Origin of the sequence: Xanthomonas campestris pv. phormiicola (assembly GCA_025666215.1) — a bacterium.
GTDB lineage: Bacteria > Pseudomonadota > Gammaproteobacteria > Xanthomonadales > Xanthomonadaceae > Xanthomonas_A > Xanthomonas_A campestris_A.
The window spans coordinates 4,077,197-4,092,627 of the sequence record CP102593.1; the positions used below are offsets into that span (position 1 = coordinate 4,077,197).

Sequence of the window (15,431 nt, forward strand, 5' to 3'; positions counted from 1 at the left end):
AAGTCGCTGGTATTGCCGGCACCAGCACGCCTTCTCTTGCTACTTCCAACTACCAACTCGGTAAGGCAGGGAATCGGGAATGGAGAAACGGGAATCGTGAAGCGCACGCAACGCGGCTTTTCCGATTCTCCATTCCCTATTCCCGATTCCCGCCTGAAACGGCCAAAGGCCGGGGACTTGCGTCCCCAGCCTTCGATGCATCACCTGACACGCTGGCGATGCAAGATGCCGATTACTTGATTTCGACGGTCGCGCCGGCGGCCTCGAGATCCTTCTTGAACTTCTCGGAATCTTCCTTCGACACGGCTTCCTTGACGGTCTGCGGAGCACCTTCGACGAGGTCCTTCGCTTCCTTCAGGCCCAGGCCAGTGATGGCGCGGACGGCCTTGATGACTTCGACCTTCTTCTCGCCGACAGCCTTCAGGATGACGTTGAACTCGGTCTGCTCTTCGACCGGGGCGGCAGCAGCGGCCGGGCCGGCAGCGGCGACCGGGGCGGCGGCGGAAACGCCAAACTTCTCTTCGATGGCCTTGACCAGCTCCATCACTTCCATGAGGGTCTTTTCGGCGATTGCGTCGACGATCTGTTCGTTAGACAGGGACATTGTGATTACCTTTGGAATTTTTTTCTGGATGAGGTTCTAGTGAACCGTTTCAGGTGTCGCGAACTTAAGCCGTTTCGGCCGGGGCTTCTTCCGCTGCGGCGGGGGCTTCTTCGCCACCACCGAGCTTGTCGCCCACTGCCTTGACCGCGCGTGCAAACATGCTCGCCGGCTCGGCGAGGACGCGTGCCAGCATGGCCAGCGCCTGCTCGCGGGTCGGCAGCGATGCCAACACCTCGAGGTGAGCGGCCGGATACAGCTGGCCACCCATCGACACGACCTTGGTCTGCAGCTTGTCGTTACCCTTGGCGAATTCCTTGATCAGACGACCGGCAGCGCCGGGTTCTTCCGTCGAGAACGCATACAGCAGCGGACCGACCAGCGCGTCCTGGACGCACTCGTATTCGGTACCGGCAACGGCACGCGCGGCCAGGGTGTTCTTGACAACACGCAAGTACACACCGGTTTCGCGCGCCTTCTTGCGCATCGCGGTCAGCTGGGCGACCGTGATGCCGGCGTACTCGGCAGCAACCAAGGAGTGAGCCTTCGCGGCAACGTCTGCCAGTTCGGCGACGACTTCTTGCTTCTGGGACAGATTGAGAGCCATTGCACTCCTCCGTTAAAGCAGAGAGTTGGGATTGGTGATTCGGGATTCGTCAGGAGCGACAACGCCGCCCTTGCCAATCCCCAATCTCAAATCGCGAATCCCTGCTTCAAACAAACTCCGCTTGCGGCTCCTGCCGCGTGCGGTCCTGGGCGGCCTCCATCCTGGATGCCGGGGACGCCGAATGGCATCCCAGTTGGTGGCCGTTCCAGACCTGGAGTGAGCGCGCTCGGGAAATCCCGAACTGGCCTGAACCAGAAAAACTCCAGAAAGGCGGCACCATCTACGCCGGCCCGTCCCCGAGGGGACTGGATTAAGCGATCCCGCTGTACCGACGGCGACTCCTTGCCATATCGAGCTTCCGTGCCCGTCGTCGGTATGCGCCGACCGCGCCTGCGGTCTTTGACGGCTTCGCTCCGGGTTGCCCCTCGGCGACGCCTTCAAAAGGGTGGAACCGGCGGCGCGCCTCGCGGAGCGCCGCCGTGTTGCGATTACTTCAGGGACAGCGACGCCTGATCGACGGTGACGCCCGGACCCATGGTCGAGCTCACCGAGATCTTCTGCAGGTAGGTGCCCTTCGAGGTCGCCGGCTTGGCCTTGACCAGGTCCATCAACAGCGCCTGCAGATTGTTCTTCAGCGCGTCGTCTTCGAAGCTGGCCTTGCCGATGGTGCAGTGGATGATGCCGGCCTTGTCGGTGCGGTAGCGCACCTGACCCGACTTGGCGTTCTTCACCGCTTCGGCCGGATTGGCCGACACGGTGCCGACCTTCGGGTTCGGCATCAGGCCGCGCGGGCCCAGCAGCGTGCCCAACTTGCCGACGACGCGCATCGCGTCCGGGGTGGCGATGACCACGTCGTAGTTCAGGTCGCCGGCCTGCATCTTCTCGGCCAGGTCGTCCATGCCGACGGCTTCGGCGCCAGCGGCCAGGGCTTCGTCAGCCTTGGCGCCGGCCGGGGCGAACACCGCCACGCGCACGCTCTTGCCGGTACCGGCCGGCAGCACGGTGGAACCGCGCACCTGCTGGTCGGACTTCTTGGCATCCACGCCCAGGCGCACGGCCACGTCGACGGCTTCGACGAACTTGGCCTTGCTGGTGGACTTGATGATCTTCAGCGCTTCGTCGATCGAATACGCCTTGCCCGGCTGCACGGCAGCACGGATCGCTTTCTGTCGCTTGGTCTGTGCCATCGCTTAACCCTCCACCGTCAGGCCCATGCTGCGGGCGGAACCCGCAATCGTACGCACCGCCGCTTCCAGCTCGGCTGCAGTCAGGTCGGCTTCCTTCGCCTTGGCGATCTCTTCGAGCTGCTTGCGGGTGACCTTGCCCACCTTTTCGGTGTTCGGGCGCTTGGAACCGGAGGTGACGCCTGCAGCCTTCTTCAACAGCACGCTCGCAGGGGTGCTCTTGGTGATGAAGGTGAAGGTACGGTCCGAATAGGCCGTGATGATGACCGGAGTGGGCAGGCCCGGCTCCAGCTTCTGCGTGGCGGCATTGAACGCCTTGCAGAATTCCATGATGTTCAGGCCGCGCTGACCCAGCGCAGGACCGACCGGCGGCGAGGGGTTGGCCTGACCGGCCTTCACCTGCAGCTTGATGTAACCGACTACTTTCTTTGCCATTTCAGTGGTCTCCGGGTGCTAGCGCCCAAACCGCAGGCTCCCCATCGCGACGGGAAAATCACGTGTCCCGCCATCACGTTTGAAGTGCGCAGAAAGCCGCCTCGCGGCGGCTTCCGGTCCTGCCAGGCGACAAGCCTGGACAGCCAGCCGCGCAGTATAGCAGAGATTCTGGCGTCCGGCGCATCCGCGCCGGCGCGGGCTCAGGCCTTCTCGACCTGGCCGAATTCCAGCTCCACCGGGGTGGAGCGGCCGAAGATCAGCACCGCCACGCGCAGGCGGCTCTTCTCGTAGTTCACTTCCTCGACCACGCCGTTGAAGTCGTTGAACGGACCATCGGTGACGCGGACCATCTGGCCCGGCTCGAACAGCACCTTCGGACGCGGCTTCTCCACGCCATCCTGAACGCGCTGCAGGATCGCATCGGCTTCTTCGTCGCGGATCGGCAGCGGACGATCGGCGGTGCCGCCGATGAACCCCATCACCTTCGGGGTTTCCTTGACCAGGTGCCAGCTTTCGTTGTCGATGCGCGGGATGCCGCCCTCCTCGTGGGTCTCGATCTGCACCAGCACGTAGCCCGGGAAGAACTTGCGCTCGGACCGGCGCTTCTGGCCGGAGCGCATCTCGATCACTTCCTCGGTCGGCACCAGCACGTCGCCGAAGCGCTCCTGCATCTCGTCACGCACAATGCGGTCGCGCAGCGCTTGGGCCACGGACTTCTCGAAGCCTGAATAGGCGTGAACGACATACCAACGCTTCACTGCTGCATTCTCCTCAACGACTCACGAACCACTGCATCAGCTTCTGGATCAGGAAATCGAACCCGCCCAGCAGCAGACTCAGAATGATCACCACCACGATCACGACCCAGGTGGTGCGGATCGCTTCCTGACGGGTCGGCCACACCACCTTGCGCAGTTCGAACCGGGACTCGGAGACGAACTCGCGGGACTCGCGCCCCTTGGCGGTCAGCAAGAAGACCGCGCCGGCGGCCACTAGGCCGACGATGACGGCCAGGCCACGCAACGGACCGGACCAGCTCCCCAACTGCGTCGCACGACTCGACTCGCCGAACCAGAACCAGACAAACAGGCCCGCGACCACCAGCAAGGCAGCGATGACATACTTGACGATATCGCCACCCGAGGAAACGGCGGTGCCTTTGGAATGCTCGATCTTGCTGTTCATCCGACTCTTGCGGCTATGCGACCAAGGTCACTGGATAGGGAGCGGCAGATTGGCACGCCAGGAGGGACTCGAACCCCCAACCTGCGGTTTTGGAGACCGCTGCTCTGCCAATTGAGCTACTGGCGTGTAGTTACGAACGCTGCATTTCCCTTAGACGGCGAAGGCGGACCGAAGGTTCCGGCCCGCCCTTCGCTGAACCCGGCGGCCGAAGCCGCCTGCACATCGTCAAACTGCGGCGACCGAAGTCGCCGCAGCGGGCATTACTTGATGATCTTGGCCACCACGCCGGCGCCGACGGTGCGGCCGCCTTCGCGGATCGCGAAACGCAGACCTTCGTCCATCGCCACCGGGTTGATCAGCGTGACCACCATCTTCACGTTGTCGCCCGGCATCACCATCTCCACGCCTTCCGGCAGCTCGCAAGCGCCGGTGATGTCGGTGGTGCGGAAGTAGAACTGCGGACGATAACCCTTGAAGAACGGGGTGTGACGCCCCCCCTCGTCCTTCGACAGCACGTAGACCTCGGCCTCGAACTCGGTGTGCGGCTTGATCGAACCCGGCTTGCACAGCACCTGGCCGCGCTCCACGTCGTCACGCTTGGTGCCGCGCAGCAGCAGACCGGCGTTGTCGCCCGCCTGGCCCTGGTCCAGCAGCTTGCGGAACATTTCCACGCCGGTGACCGTGGTCTTCTGCGTGGCGCGGATGCCGACGATTTCGATTTCGTCGCCCACCTTGATCACGCCGCGCTCGATACGGCCGGTCACCACGGTGCCGCGGCCCGAGATCGAGAACACGTCTTCCACCGGCATCAGGAACGGCTTGTCCACGTCGCGCTGCGGCTCCGGGATGAACGAATCCAGCGCTTCCACCAGCTTCAGGATCGACGGCACGCCGATCTCGCTCTGGTCGCCTTCCAGCGCCAGACGCGCCGAACCGTGGATGATCGGGGTGTCGTCGCCCGGGAAGTCGTACTTGCTCAGCAGCTCGCGCACTTCCATCTCGACCAGCTCGAGCAACTCGGCGTCGTCGACCATGTCCGCCTTGTTCAGGAACACCACGATGTGCGGCACGCCGACCTGGCGCGACAGCAGGATGTGCTCGCGGGTCTGCGGCATCGGGCCGTCAGCGGCCGAGCACACCAGGATCGCGCCGTCCATCTGCGCCGCACCGGTGATCATGTTCTTGACGTAGTCCGCGTGACCCGGGCAATCGACGTGCGCGTAGTGACGGTTCGGGGATTCGTATTCCACGTGCGCGGTCGAGATCGTGATGCCGCGCGCCTTCTCTTCCGGCGCCGCATCGATCGCGTCGTACGCCTTGAACTCGCCGCCGAAGCGCTCTGCGCCGATCTTGGTCAGCGCCGCGGTCAGCGTGGTCTTGCCGTGGTCGACGTGACCGATGGTGCCGACGTTGACGTGCGGCTTGGTGCGCTCGAACTTACCCTTGGCCATGGCTGCTTCTTCTCGGTGATCGTAGAAAGATTTGAAGACTGAATATGGTGCTCACGAAAGGAATCGAACCTTCGACCTCCTCCTTACCAAGGAGGTGCTCTACCGACTGAGCTACGTGAGCGTAGTTCTATTGTGACACAAGCGCGTTCAATGGAGCGGGAGACGGGAATCGAACCCGCACCATCAGCTTGGAAGGCTGAGGTTCTACCGTTGAACTACTCCCGCTACGGGATGCCGCACTGCCACAACAAAAAAACTGGTGGAGGGAGGTGGATTCGAACCACCGAAGGCGTAAGCCAGCAGATTTACAGTCTGCCCCCGTTGGCCGCTTGGGTATCCCTCCAGCTACCCGTCCCGACCAGGCCGCAAGGCCGAAATCAGTCCGGGGTGAAACAGCCCGCTATTCTTCCCTGACATCCCTGCCTTGTCAACAGTATTTTGACGCGATGTCGCAGGAAAACGCCTGTCGCCCGCCAGCGCCCGCAAGCGGGCACAGACGCGCATGCACGCGGGTCAGACGTTGAAGCGGAAATGCAGCACGTCGCCTTCCTGCACACGGTATTCCTTGCCTTCCAGGCGCAGCCGCCCGGCCTCGCGCGCGCCGGCTTCGCCCTTGTACTTGATGAAGTCGTCGTAGGCGATGGTTTCGGCGCGGATGAAGCCCTTCTCGAAGTCGGTGTGGATCACCGCGGCGGCCTGCGGCGCGGTCGATCCGGCCTTCACCGTCCACGCACGCACTTCCTTGACGCCGGCCGTGAAATAGGTCTGCAGCCCGAGCAGCGAATACGCCGCGCGGATCACCCGGTTCAAGCCCGGCTCGGCCAGGCCCAGGTCGGCCAGGAAGGTGTCGCGGTCGGCGTCGTCCAGCTGCGACAGCTCTTCCTCGATCGCCGCCGACACCGGCACCACCTCGGCACCCTCGGTGGCGGCGCGCGCGCGCACCGCATCCAGGTGCGGGTTGTTCTCGAACCCGTCCTCGAGCACGTTGGCGATGTACATCACCGGCTTGAGCGTGAGCAGGAACAGGTCGCGCACCAGCGCCTTCTCCTCCTCGTCCAGGCCCGCGCTGCGCCCGGCCTTGCCGTCGGCCAGCGCGGCCTGCAGCTTGGCCAGGACCGGCTTGCGCGCGGCCGCGTCCTTGTCGCCGCCCTTGGCGCTGCGCTCGGCGCGGTTCAGCGCCTTCTCGACACTGTCCAGATCGGCCAGGGCCAGCTCGGTATCGATGGTCTCGATGTCCGAGATCGGATCGACCTTGTTGTTGACGTGGATGACGTCGGCGTTCTCGAAGCAACGCACCACGTGGGTGATCGCATCGACCTCGCGGATGTGCGCCAGGAACTTGTTGCCCAGCCCCTCGCCGCTGGCCGCGCCGGCGACCAGGCCGGCGATGTCGACGAACTCGACCGCGGTCGGCACGACCTTCTGCGGATTGATGATCTTGGACAGCTCGCCCAGCCGCGGATCCGGCACCGGCACCACGCCGACATTGGGCTCGATGGTGCAGAACGGGAAGTTGGCCGCAGCGATGCCCGCCTTGGTCAGCGCATTGAACAGAGTCGACTTGCCGACGTTGGGCAGGCCGACGATGCCGCATTTGATGCCCATGTTTGTAATCCGGGAATGGAGAATCGGGAATAGGGAATCGGAAAAGCATAGCCGCCTTTCCATTCCCCATTCCCCATTCCCTATTTCCCCTGCGTATGCAACCGCTTCATCGCCTCGTTGAAATCGCCCTGCACCGCCAGCGGCAGCACCGCGATGGCCTCGTCGATGGCGCGATCGATCAGGATCTGGTCGTCCTTGCCCGCACGTCCCAGCACCCAGGGGACGACCTTGTCCCTGTGTCCGGGATGGCCGATGCCGATGCGCAGCCTGTGGAAACCGGCATGCCCGAGCAGGCGGATGGTGTCGCGCAAACCGTTCTGCCCGCCATGGCCGCCGTCGAACTTGAGCCGCGCCGTGCCCGGCGCCAGATCCAGTTCGTCGTGGGCCAGCAACGCCTGCTCCGGTTCGATCTTCCAGTAGCGCAACGCGGCGGTCACCGACTTGCCGCTGAGATTCATGAAGGTGGCCGGCTTCAGCAGCCACAGTGCCTGCCCGGCCACATCGACCTTGGCGGTTTCGCCGAACAGCTTGGCATCCACGCTCCAGCGCGCACCGGCCCGCTCGGCCAGGTGCTCGACAAAACGAAACCCGGCGTTGTGCCGGGTGTTCGCGTGTTCGGTTCCGGGATTGCCCAGACCGACGATCAGACGCAGACCAGTCATGCCGCAGCATCGCCGCAGCGCCCGGACCGCGAGGCCCAGGCGCTGCGCAGGCGATTACTTGCCGTCCTTCTTGGCCGGCTCGGCGGCAGACGGGGCGTCGGTCGCTTCCGGCTCGGCCTCGATCTGGCCGTGCTTGGCGATGACCACCGCCACGTCGTGCTCCTTGCCCAGCTTCAGCTCGGGCAGCTCGACGCCGGCCGGCAGCTTCAGGTCGGACAGATGGATCACGTCGCCGACGGACAGCGCGGACAGGTCGACTTCGACGAACTCCGGCAGGTCCTTCGGCAGGCACACGACCTGGATCTCGTTCAGTTCGTGGGTGACCACGACTTCGGCCGACTTGCCGGCCGGCGACACGTCCTCGTTGAGGAAGTGCAGCGGCACCGACGCGTGCAGCGCCTCGTTGTCGTTCACGCGCTGGAAGTCGATGTGCATGATCAGCTGCTTGAACGGGTGGCGCTGCATATCGCGCAGCAGCACCTTCTGGATGTCGCCGTTCAGGCTCAGGCTCAGGATCGACGAATAGAACCAGTCGTTCTGGCTGGCGAGCCAGACTTCGTTGTGGTTGAGCTCGATGTTGACCGGCTTCAGTTCGCCACCGTAGACGATGGCGGGGATCAGGCCGTCGCGACGGAGGCGGCGGCTCGCACCCTTACCCTCGACCTCGCGGCGCTGAACCTTGATTTCATGTGTGGTTGCCATTTGCGTTTACTACCTTGGTTGAATGAACCGCCTCGCGGCGGTTTTGAGGACTCTTCCGCGACCAGAAGAGTCTGTGAAGCCGGGAGTGGGGAATCGGGAATGGGGAATCGGACAAAGCGCGACACTGCGCCGTTGCGATTCCCTATTCCCGATTCCCCATTCCCAGCCTTAATCCACGTACAACGAACTCACCGACTCGCCGAAGGCGATGCGGCGAATGGTTTCGGCCAGCAGCTCGGCGACGCTGAGCTGGCGGATCTTGCTGCAGCCGCGGGCGGCGTCCGACAGCGGGATGGTGTCGGTGACGACCAGCTCGTCGAGCTGCGAATTGCTGATGTTGCTGACCGCCGGCCCGGACAGCACCGGATGCGTGCAGTACGCGGCCACCTTCAGCGCGCCCTGCGCCTTCAGCGCGGCCGCCGCGGCGCACAGGGTGCCGGCGGTATCGACGATGTCGTCGACCAGCACGCAGGTCTTGCCTTCGACGTCGCCGATGATGTTCATCACCGTGGACACGTTGGCGCGCGGGCGGCGCTTGTCGATGATCGCCAGGTCGGCGTCGTCCAGGCGCTTGGCCACGGCGCGGGCGCGGACCACGCCGCCCACGTCCGGCGACACCACGATCAGGTTATCGGTGCCGTAGGCGCGCCAGATGTCGGCCAGCAGCAGCGGCGAGGCGTACACGTTGTCGACCGGGATGTCGAAGAAGCCCTGGATCTGGTCGGCGTGCAGGTCCACGGTCAGCACGCGGTCGGCGTTGACCGCGGTGAACATCTTCGCCGCGACCTTGGCGGTGATCGGCACGCGCGAGGAGCGCATGCGCCGGTCCTGCCGCGAATAGCCGAAGTACGGCACCACCGCGGTGACGCTGGCGGCGCTGGCGCGCTTGAGCGCGTCGATCAGCACCAGCAGCTCCATCAGGTTTTCCGCGCTGGGCGCGCAGGTCGGCTGGATCACGAACACTTCCTGCCGGCGCACGTTCTCCTCGATCTCCACCTGCACTTCGCCATCGGAGAAGCGCGACACCATCGCCTTGCCCGGACGCACGCCCAGCTCCTTGCAGATGCTCTTGGCAAGCGGCTTGTTGGCATTGCCGGAGAACACCAGCAGGTTACGTTGATCTTGCATGAGAGTGTGTCTCGGGCGGCGGCGGCGGCGAAAGAACTGCGAAACGAAGAAACAGCATGAAACCGTGGAAAACCCAGGCGAAGCGACGCTTCTACCTGTTGAACCCCCGCACATGGATGTGCGGGCTTCTGCGAGGGACTCGCATATTTGGCAGGGGCGGTAGGATTCGAACCTACGAATGCCAGGATCAAAACCTGGTGCCTTGGGCCTCTTGGCGACGCCCCTGCATGAAACTGTTGCTATGCCTCCAGCGCGTCGAGCAGCGGCGAGCGGGTCACGCCGCCGGCCACCCAGGCGCGCAACCCGTCCGGCAAGGCCGCCAGCGCGCGCATGGCGGCAGCGCGATCGGCGAACTCGACGAAACACCCGCTCCCCGACCCGGTAAGGCGCGGCGTGCCGATCTGCGCGAGCGCCTGGAACACGGCCTGGATGGCCGGTTCGCGGCGGAGCAGCACCGGCTCGAACGCATTGCCGAGCAGGAAACCTGAAACGAAGTCGGCCATTTTCGCGGGCGCAGCATCCCGCGTCAAATCCGGGGCCTGGAACAGCGCCGCGGTGGGCACGTGAACCGCCGGATCGGCCAGTACATACCAGGCCGGCGGCAGGGGCAATGGCGTCAACCGCTCGCCCACGCCCTCGGCCCAGGCATCGCGACCGCGCACGAACACCGGCACGTCAGCGCCCAGCGTCAGGCCCAGGCCGGCCAGCGCATCCTCGTCCAGTCCGGCGCCCCACAGCGCATTCAGCGCGACCAGCGCGGTCGCCGCGTCGGACGAGCCGCCGCCGAAACCACCACCGGCCGGAATGCGCTTTTCGACGCATATATCCACACCTTGGGCAATGTTGGCTTCTTTTTGCAGAAGTTTCGCGGCCCGCACCAACAGGTCGTCGGCCTCGGCGACGCCGGGCACGGAGTCGCCGATCCGCGCCACCACACCGTCGCCGCGTACCCGCAGGCGCACCGTATCGCCCCAGTCGAGCAGGCGGAACACGGTCTGCAATTCATGGTAGCCGTCGGCGCGGCGGCCGGTGATCTGTAGGAACAGGTTCAGCTTCGCCGGGGCCGGCCAGGCCGACCAGCCGTCCTCTCCCACCGCGCTCATGGCGTGGCGAAGTCCCACTGGTCCAGCAGCAGGCGCACCTTGGCGTCGCCGTTGCGCGCCTCGATGCGCCGTGGCAGGGCCGGACGGCCGTCGCTGGGCGGGTACCACTCCTGGAACTGGATCTCCCAGCCCATCTGCCGCAGCGCCTGCAGGCGCCCCTCGGCGTCGTAGCCGACCTGCTCGGGCGCCGCGGCGTCCACCGCGACCTGCCCACGCACCCAATCCGGCAGCAGATTGACCGGAATCTCCCAACCGGTGGCCTCGCGCAGCACCTGCTGCGCGTCCTCGCCCGCGCGCGGGCCGCCTTCCAACCCCTCCAGGCGGCCACCACCCTGGCTGTCGCCGCTCAGGCGCCAGCTCTGCCGGGTCACCGGCGCGCTGAGCTCGATCCGGTACTGCCGCTGCTGCTGGGCCCAGTCGATACGCCCGCTGCCGCCGTTGCGACCCTTGGTGATCGCCACCCGGCCCTGGAACGACCAGTTCGGATGCGCGGCCAGCCATGCCGTGCGCGCGGCATCGGCCTGGCGCGCAGCCTCGCCCAACGGCGCGCTCGCGGCCGGCGGCGCCTGCCGCGGCGCCAGCGGGCTACAGCCGCCCAGCGCCAGCAGCGCCGCCAGCGCGCACACCGCACGCAATCCCGGCCTCACGGCGCGACCTTGTCCATGGCCCGCTGCAGCGCGCGATTCTTCGGATCGAGCTTGCGCGCCTCGTCGAAGTACTTGTTGGCCTCGTCCTGCCTGCCCTGCTCCCACAGCACCTGGCCGATGTGCGCGGCGATCTCCGGATCCTTGAACTGGGTCCAGGCACGGCGCAGCTGCACCAGCGCTTCCTGGGTCTTGCCCAGCCGGTACAGCACCCAGCCGTAGCTGTCGATGATCGCGGCGTTGTCCGGATCGGCGGTACGCGCGCGATCGATCAACTGCAGCGCCTCGCGGTAGCGATGGGTGCGGTCGGCCAGGGTGTAGCCGAGCGCATTGAGCGCGGCCACGTTCTCCGGCTCGGTGACCAGGATCTTGCGCAGGTCGGCTTCGGCACGGTCGATGCGGTCGCGTCGCTCCCAGGCCAGGCCGCGCGCGTACAGCAGCGCGTTGTCGTCCGGATAGGCGGCCAGGCCGCGCTCGAACACCTGCAGTTCGCCGGCGTCGTCGCCGCTGCGCTGGCGCAATTCCGCCTCCAGCACGTAGGCGTCGCGGCGCGCGGCATCGTCGGCCTCGGCATCGTCCTGCAGCGCGCGCGCCTCGGCGAAGGCGGCGTCCTTCTGCCCGAGTTCGTACAGCGCCCCGGCGGTGCGCAGCCGCGCCTCGTTGCGCAGCGGGCCGCCCGGCACGCCGCGGTACCAGGTCACCGCTTCCTGGTAGCGCTTCAGGAACTCGGCGATCTTGCCGAGCAGCAGGCGCCGCTCAGGGTCCGGCTGCGTCGCCTCCTTGCTCAGTTCTGCGTACAGCGCGCTCAGCGCCGCGTTGTCCTGCAGCTTGGCCAGCATCGAAGCGCGCAGGCCGTAGTTCTGGGTGTCCTGCGGGCCGAGCGTCAGCACCCGCGCCGCCGCGGCGGTGTCGCCGATCGCGTCGTAGGCGTAGGCCAGCGCGCCGCGCAGCTCGGGATCGCGCGGCGCCTTGGGCTCCACGCCCCGCAGCAGCGCACGCGCCTGCTCGGTCTTGCCGGCCTGTTGCAGCTGGGTGGCGTGCAGCAGGGCCACCCGCGGCTCCTCCGGGAAACGCTTGACCAGCTGATCGACGATGCGCTCGGCCAGCTTCGGCTGTTCCAGGCGCAGCGCCAGGCGCCCGAACTCCTGCCAGGCCTCGAGCTGGTCGGGGATGGCATTGGCGTCGAGCAGTTGGTCCAGCACCTTGGCCGCGACCTCCGGATCGCGGTTGCCGCTGACCAGCGCCACCAGCGCGTAGCGCCAGCCGCGTGCGTCCTTGTCGCGCAGCAGCGCCACCAGCAGGCCACGCGCCTGGCGCAGATTGCCGTTGCGCAGCGCCAGCGACGCCTCGGAACTGCGCATCGCCAGCGACTCCGGCGCACGCTGGCGCCACAGCGCCAGGGCCTGGGCGGCGGCGGCGTTGTCGTTGGCCAGCATCGCGATCCGGGTCGCACGCTCGGCCAGACCGGCATCGCCGGGCGACTCGTTCGCCGCCTGCAGGTACCAGTGCGAGGCATCGGCCAGCTGCCCGGCCTGCAGCGCGAATTCGCCGGCCAGCACCGGCGTCAACGAAGACGCCGCGGCGCTCGGCGGCACCTTGGCGGCGGCCGTCGGCGCGGCGGCGGGGGCGCCGATGGCCGGCAAAGCGGCGAGCGCCGACAGCAATAGAACGATACGGATGCGAATCAATGCGGGCATCGGGGGCAACCGGGCCGTAAAATGGGGCCCTGAATGGCCAGCAGCTTATCGCAAGCAACTGAACAGATGACGTTGTGGGTGCTCGGATTGAACCACCAGACCGCGCCGGTCGACCTGCGCGAACGGGTGGCGTTCGCCGGCGATGCGCTGCCGCGCGCGCTGCAGTCGCTGCGCGCCTTGCCCAACGTCGCCGAGGCCGCCCTGCTGTCCACCTGCAACCGCACCGAGCTGTACGCGATCGCCGAGGACGCGCAGAGCCTGGCCGACTGGCTGGATGCGCACGCGGCCGGCCTGCATGGCTACCTGTACCAGCACCAGGACGCCGACGCGGTGCGGCACCTGTTCCGCGTCGCCACCGGGCTGGACTCGATGGTGCTGGGCGAGCCACAGATCCTCGGCCAGGTGAAAGACGCCTGGGCGCTGGCCCGCGAGCACGGCGCGATGGGCAACCGCCTGGACCGGCTGTTCCAGCAGACCTTCTCGGTGGCCAAGCGCGCGCGCACCGACACCCGGGTCGGCGCCAATCCGGTGTCGGTAGCCTCCACCGCGGTGCGCCTGGCGCAGAACTCCTTCGCCCGGCTCAGCGAATCGACGGTGCTGCTGGTCGGCGCCGGCGAGACCATCGAACTGGCCGCCAAGCACCTCAGCGAAGGCCGCGTGCGGCGCCTGCTGATCGCCAACCGCACCCTCGCCCACGCCCAGGAGCTGGCCAGCCGCCACGGCGGCGTGGCGCTGCCGCTGAGCGAGCTGGAACGGCATCTGCAGGAGGCCGACGTGGTGTTCTCGGCCACCGCCGCGCGCGAGCCGGTGGTGACCCGGGCCCAGGTCGAGCAGGCGCTGCGCGCGCGCAAGCACAAGCCGATGCTGCTGTTCGATCTGGCCGTGCCGCGCGATATCGAGGCCGGCGTGGCCGAGCTGGCCGATGCCTATCTGTACACCGTGGACGACCTGGAACGCGCGGTCGAGGACAATCGCCGCGGCCGCCGCGAAGCGGCCGAGGCCGCCGAGGCGATCATCGACCTGCAGGTGCTGCGCTACATCGAGACGCTGCAGGCCAGCACCCGCCAGGCGCCGCTCAAGCGCCTGCGCGCGCACGGCGACAGCACCCGCGACGACGTGCTGGCCAAGGCGCGGCAGCAGCTGGCCAACGGCAAGCCGGCCGACGAAGTGCTGGAATTCCTCGCCAATACCCTGACCAACCGCCTGCTGCATCCGCCCACCGCGGCGCTGCGCGAGGCGGCGCTGAGCGGCGATGCCGAGCTGGCCCGCGCCGCCGAGCGCCTGTTCCCGGAAAAGCCGGGCTATTTCCATCCCATCCTGAAGACCGATGACACCGACCCTGCGCCGTAAGCTGGAGGCGCTGGCCGAGCGTCGCGAAGAACTCGAACGCCTGCTGTCCGATCCCGAGGTGGTGAGCGACAACGCGCGCTTCCGCGACTATTCGCGCGAATTCGCGCAACTGGAGCCGGTCGCCGCCGCGCTGGCCGACGAGGCCGCGGCCAAGGCCGACCTGGCTGCGGCCGAGGCGATGCGCGCCGATCCGGAACTACGCGAACTGGCCGAGGAGGAAATCGCCGCCGCCCACGCGCGCCTGCTCGCGCTGGACGAACAGCTGGCGCTGCTGCTGGTGCCGCGCGATCCGCGCGACGACGGCAACCTGTTCCTGGAAGTGCGCGCCGGCACCGGCGGCGACGAGGCGGCGATCTTCGCCGGCGACCTGTTCCGCATGTACGCGCGTTACGCCGAGCGCCAGGGCTGGAAGGTGGAAGTGGAATCGGACAGCCCCGGCGAACATGGCGGCTACAAGGAGATCGTGGCGCGCATCGTCGGCCGCGGCGCCTACTCCAAGCTCAAGTTCGAATCCGGCACGCACCGCGTGCAGCGGGTGCCGGCGACCGAATCGCAGGGCCGCATCCACACCTCGGCGGCGACGGTGGCGATCATCCCCGAAGCCGACGACGTGGAAGAGATCGCGATCAATCCGGCCGACCTGAAGGTGGACACGTTCCGCTCCTCCGGCGCCGGCGGCCAGCACGTCAACAAGACCGAGTCGGCGATCCGCATCACCCACGTGCCGAGCGGGGTGGTGGTCGAATGCCAGACCGAGCGCAGCCAGCACGCCAACCGCGACAAGGCGATGAAGCGGCTGAAGGCGCAGTTGCTCGACGCCGAGCGCAGCAAGCAGGCCGCGGCCGAAGCGCAGGACCGCAAGCTGCAGGTCGGCAGCGGCGACCGCAGCCAGCGCATCCGCACCTACAGCTTCCCGCAGGGCCGCATCACCGACCACCGGGTCGAGGGCCTGACCCTGTACGACCTGCCGAACGTGATCGAAGGCGACCTCGACGCGCTGATCGAGCGGCTGAGCCACGAACACCAGGTCGACGAACTGGCGCGGCTGAGCGACAGCCCGTGAGCGTGCGCATGCGC

At 66.9% G+C, this 15,431-nt stretch carries 16 protein-coding genes and 5 tRNA genes; 2 read left to right on the forward strand and 19 right to left on the reverse strand.

Translation table 11 applies throughout. From position 1 onward, the window contains the following. Positions 1–232: 232 nt before the first annotated feature. The 19 genes from rplL to NRY95_17175 form a co-directional block, all read right to left on the reverse strand. On the reverse strand, positions 233–604 hold the full coding sequence (gene rplL, locus NRY95_17085) for a 50S ribosomal protein L7/L12 (protein ID UYC15414.1): 372 nt from the start codon (positions 602–604) through the stop codon (positions 233–235). Between the two features lie 64 nt (positions 605–668). Next, positions 669–1,208 carry a 50S ribosomal protein L10 gene (gene rplJ / locus NRY95_17090; GenBank protein ID UYC15415.1) on the reverse strand — a complete coding sequence of 180 codons (540 nt, stop codon included), beginning with the start codon at positions 1,206–1,208 and terminating at the stop codon, positions 669–671. Between the two features lie 488 nt (positions 1,209–1,696). Continuing rightward, positions 1,697–2,395 (reverse strand): 50S ribosomal protein L1, encoded by a 699-nt coding sequence (gene rplA, locus NRY95_17095; protein ID UYC15416.1) that lies wholly within the window; start codon positions 2,393–2,395, stop codon positions 1,697–1,699. Positions 2,396–2,398: 3 nt separating this feature from the next. Then, positions 2,399–2,827 (reverse strand): 50S ribosomal protein L11, encoded by a 429-nt coding sequence (gene rplK / locus NRY95_17100; protein UYC15417.1) that lies wholly within the window; start codon positions 2,825–2,827, stop codon positions 2,399–2,401. A gap of 200 nt (positions 2,828–3,027) precedes the next feature. Continuing rightward, entirely contained in the window at positions 3,028–3,585 is a 558-nt protein-coding gene (gene nusG / locus NRY95_17105) for a transcription termination/antitermination protein NusG (protein UYC15418.1), read from the reverse strand. Positions 3,586–3,598: 13 nt separating this feature from the next. Then, on the reverse strand, positions 3,599–4,012 hold the full coding sequence (gene secE, locus NRY95_17110; protein ID UYC15419.1) for a preprotein translocase subunit SecE: 414 nt from the start codon (positions 4,010–4,012) through the stop codon (positions 3,599–3,601). Between the two features lie 50 nt (positions 4,013–4,062). Continuing rightward, positions 4,063–4,138, reverse strand: a tRNA-Trp gene (locus tag NRY95_17115). Positions 4,139–4,272: 134 nt separating this feature from the next. Continuing rightward, positions 4,273–5,463 carry an elongation factor Tu gene (tuf, locus tag NRY95_17120; protein ID UYC15420.1) on the reverse strand — a complete coding sequence of 397 codons (1,191 nt, stop codon included), beginning with the start codon at positions 5,461–5,463 and terminating at the stop codon, positions 4,273–4,275. Between the two features lie 45 nt (positions 5,464–5,508). Next, positions 5,509–5,584, reverse strand: a tRNA-Thr gene (locus NRY95_17125). A gap of 30 nt (positions 5,585–5,614) precedes the next feature. Then, a tRNA-Gly gene (locus NRY95_17130) sits at positions 5,615–5,688 on the reverse strand. Positions 5,689–5,720: 32 nt separating this feature from the next. After that, positions 5,721–5,806 (reverse strand) — tRNA-Tyr (locus NRY95_17135). A gap of 170 nt (positions 5,807–5,976) precedes the next feature. Beyond that, positions 5,977–7,068, reverse strand: a complete 1,092-nt coding sequence (gene ychF, locus NRY95_17140) for a redox-regulated ATPase YchF (GenBank protein ID UYC15421.1) — start codon at positions 7,066–7,068, stop codon at positions 5,977–5,979. Between the two features lie 80 nt (positions 7,069–7,148). Beyond that, on the reverse strand, positions 7,149–7,730 hold the full coding sequence (gene pth, locus NRY95_17145) for an aminoacyl-tRNA hydrolase (GenBank protein ID UYC15422.1): 582 nt from the start codon (positions 7,728–7,730) through the stop codon (positions 7,149–7,151). Positions 7,731–7,784: 54 nt separating this feature from the next. After that, a complete protein-coding gene (locus NRY95_17150) occupies positions 7,785–8,432 on the reverse strand; it encodes a 50S ribosomal protein L25/general stress protein Ctc (GenBank protein UYC15423.1) in 648 nt (215 codons plus the stop codon). A gap of 168 nt (positions 8,433–8,600) precedes the next feature. After that, the gene (locus tag NRY95_17155; GenBank protein ID UYC15424.1) at positions 8,601–9,560 is read right to left on the reverse strand and encodes a ribose-phosphate diphosphokinase; all 960 of its coding nucleotides are present in this window, start codon (positions 9,558–9,560) and stop codon (positions 8,601–8,603) included. Positions 9,561–9,708: 148 nt separating this feature from the next. After that, positions 9,709–9,785, reverse strand: a tRNA-Gln gene (locus NRY95_17160). Between the two features lie 14 nt (positions 9,786–9,799). Further along, entirely contained in the window at positions 9,800–10,663 is an 864-nt protein-coding gene (gene ispE, locus NRY95_17165) for a 4-(cytidine 5'-diphospho)-2-C-methyl-D-erythritol kinase (protein UYC15425.1), read from the reverse strand. Next, on the reverse strand, positions 10,660–11,262 hold the full coding sequence (gene lolB / locus NRY95_17170) for a lipoprotein insertase outer membrane protein LolB (protein UYC18612.1): 603 nt from the start codon (positions 11,260–11,262) through the stop codon (positions 10,660–10,662). The genes ispE and lolB overlap by 4 nt, the downstream gene beginning before the upstream one ends. 44 nt (positions 11,263–11,306) lie before the next feature. Beyond that, positions 11,307–13,004, reverse strand: a complete 1,698-nt coding sequence (locus tag NRY95_17175; GenBank protein ID UYC15426.1) for a tetratricopeptide repeat protein — start codon at positions 13,002–13,004, stop codon at positions 11,307–11,309. Between the two features lie 66 nt (positions 13,005–13,070). Between NRY95_17175 and hemA the strand changes: the two genes are divergently transcribed. Together hemA and prfA are read left to right on the forward strand one after the other, a co-directional pair. Beyond that, positions 13,071–14,354, forward strand: a complete 1,284-nt coding sequence (hemA, locus tag NRY95_17180) for a glutamyl-tRNA reductase (GenBank protein ID UYC15427.1) — start codon at positions 13,071–13,073, stop codon at positions 14,352–14,354. Next, positions 14,332–15,417, forward strand: a complete 1,086-nt coding sequence (prfA, locus tag NRY95_17185) for a peptide chain release factor 1 (protein ID UYC15428.1) — start codon at positions 14,332–14,334, stop codon at positions 15,415–15,417. The genes hemA and prfA overlap by 23 nt, the downstream gene beginning before the upstream one ends. The last annotated feature ends 14 nt before the right edge of the window (positions 15,418–15,431 follow it).

Excerpts from the sequence above, each read along its gene's own strand:
- NRY95_17155 (UYC15424.1), bottom strand. The coding sequence starts at position 9,560 with ATGCAAGATCAACGTAACCTGCTGGTGTTCTCCGGCAATGCCAACAAG.
- prfA (UYC15428.1), top strand. The coding sequence starts at position 14,332 with ATGACACCGACCCTGCGCCGTAAGCTGGAGGCGCTGGCCGAGCGTCGC.
- ispE (UYC15425.1), bottom strand. The coding sequence starts at position 10,663 with ATGAGCGCGGTGGGAGAGGACGGCTGGTCGGCCTGGCCGGCCCCGGCG.
- NRY95_17175 (UYC15426.1), bottom strand. The coding sequence starts at position 13,004 with ATGCCCGCATTGATTCGCATCCGTATCGTTCTATTGCTGTCGGCGCTC.
- NRY95_17150 (UYC15423.1), bottom strand. The coding sequence starts at position 8,432 with ATGGCAACCACACATGAAATCAAGGTTCAGCGCCGCGAGGTCGAGGGT.
- hemA (UYC15427.1), top strand. The coding sequence starts at position 13,071 with ATGACGTTGTGGGTGCTCGGATTGAACCACCAGACCGCGCCGGTCGAC.
- rplK (UYC15417.1), bottom strand. The coding sequence starts at position 2,827 with ATGGCAAAGAAAGTAGTCGGTTACATCAAGCTGCAGGTGAAGGCCGGT.
- rplL (UYC15414.1), bottom strand. The coding sequence starts at position 604 with ATGTCCCTGTCTAACGAACAGATCGTCGACGCAATCGCCGAAAAGACC.
- pth (UYC15422.1), bottom strand. The coding sequence starts at position 7,730 with ATGACTGGTCTGCGTCTGATCGTCGGTCTGGGCAATCCCGGAACCGAA.
- secE (UYC15419.1), bottom strand. The coding sequence starts at position 4,012 with ATGAACAGCAAGATCGAGCATTCCAAAGGCACCGCCGTTTCCTCGGGT.
- rplA (UYC15416.1), bottom strand. The coding sequence starts at position 2,395 with ATGGCACAGACCAAGCGACAGAAAGCGATCCGTGCTGCCGTGCAGCCG.
- ychF (UYC15421.1), bottom strand. The coding sequence starts at position 7,068 with ATGGGCATCAAATGCGGCATCGTCGGCCTGCCCAACGTCGGCAAGTCG.
- tuf (UYC15420.1), bottom strand. The coding sequence starts at position 5,463 with ATGGCCAAGGGTAAGTTCGAGCGCACCAAGCCGCACGTCAACGTCGGC.
- rplJ (UYC15415.1), bottom strand. The coding sequence starts at position 1,208 with ATGGCTCTCAATCTGTCCCAGAAGCAAGAAGTCGTCGCCGAACTGGCA.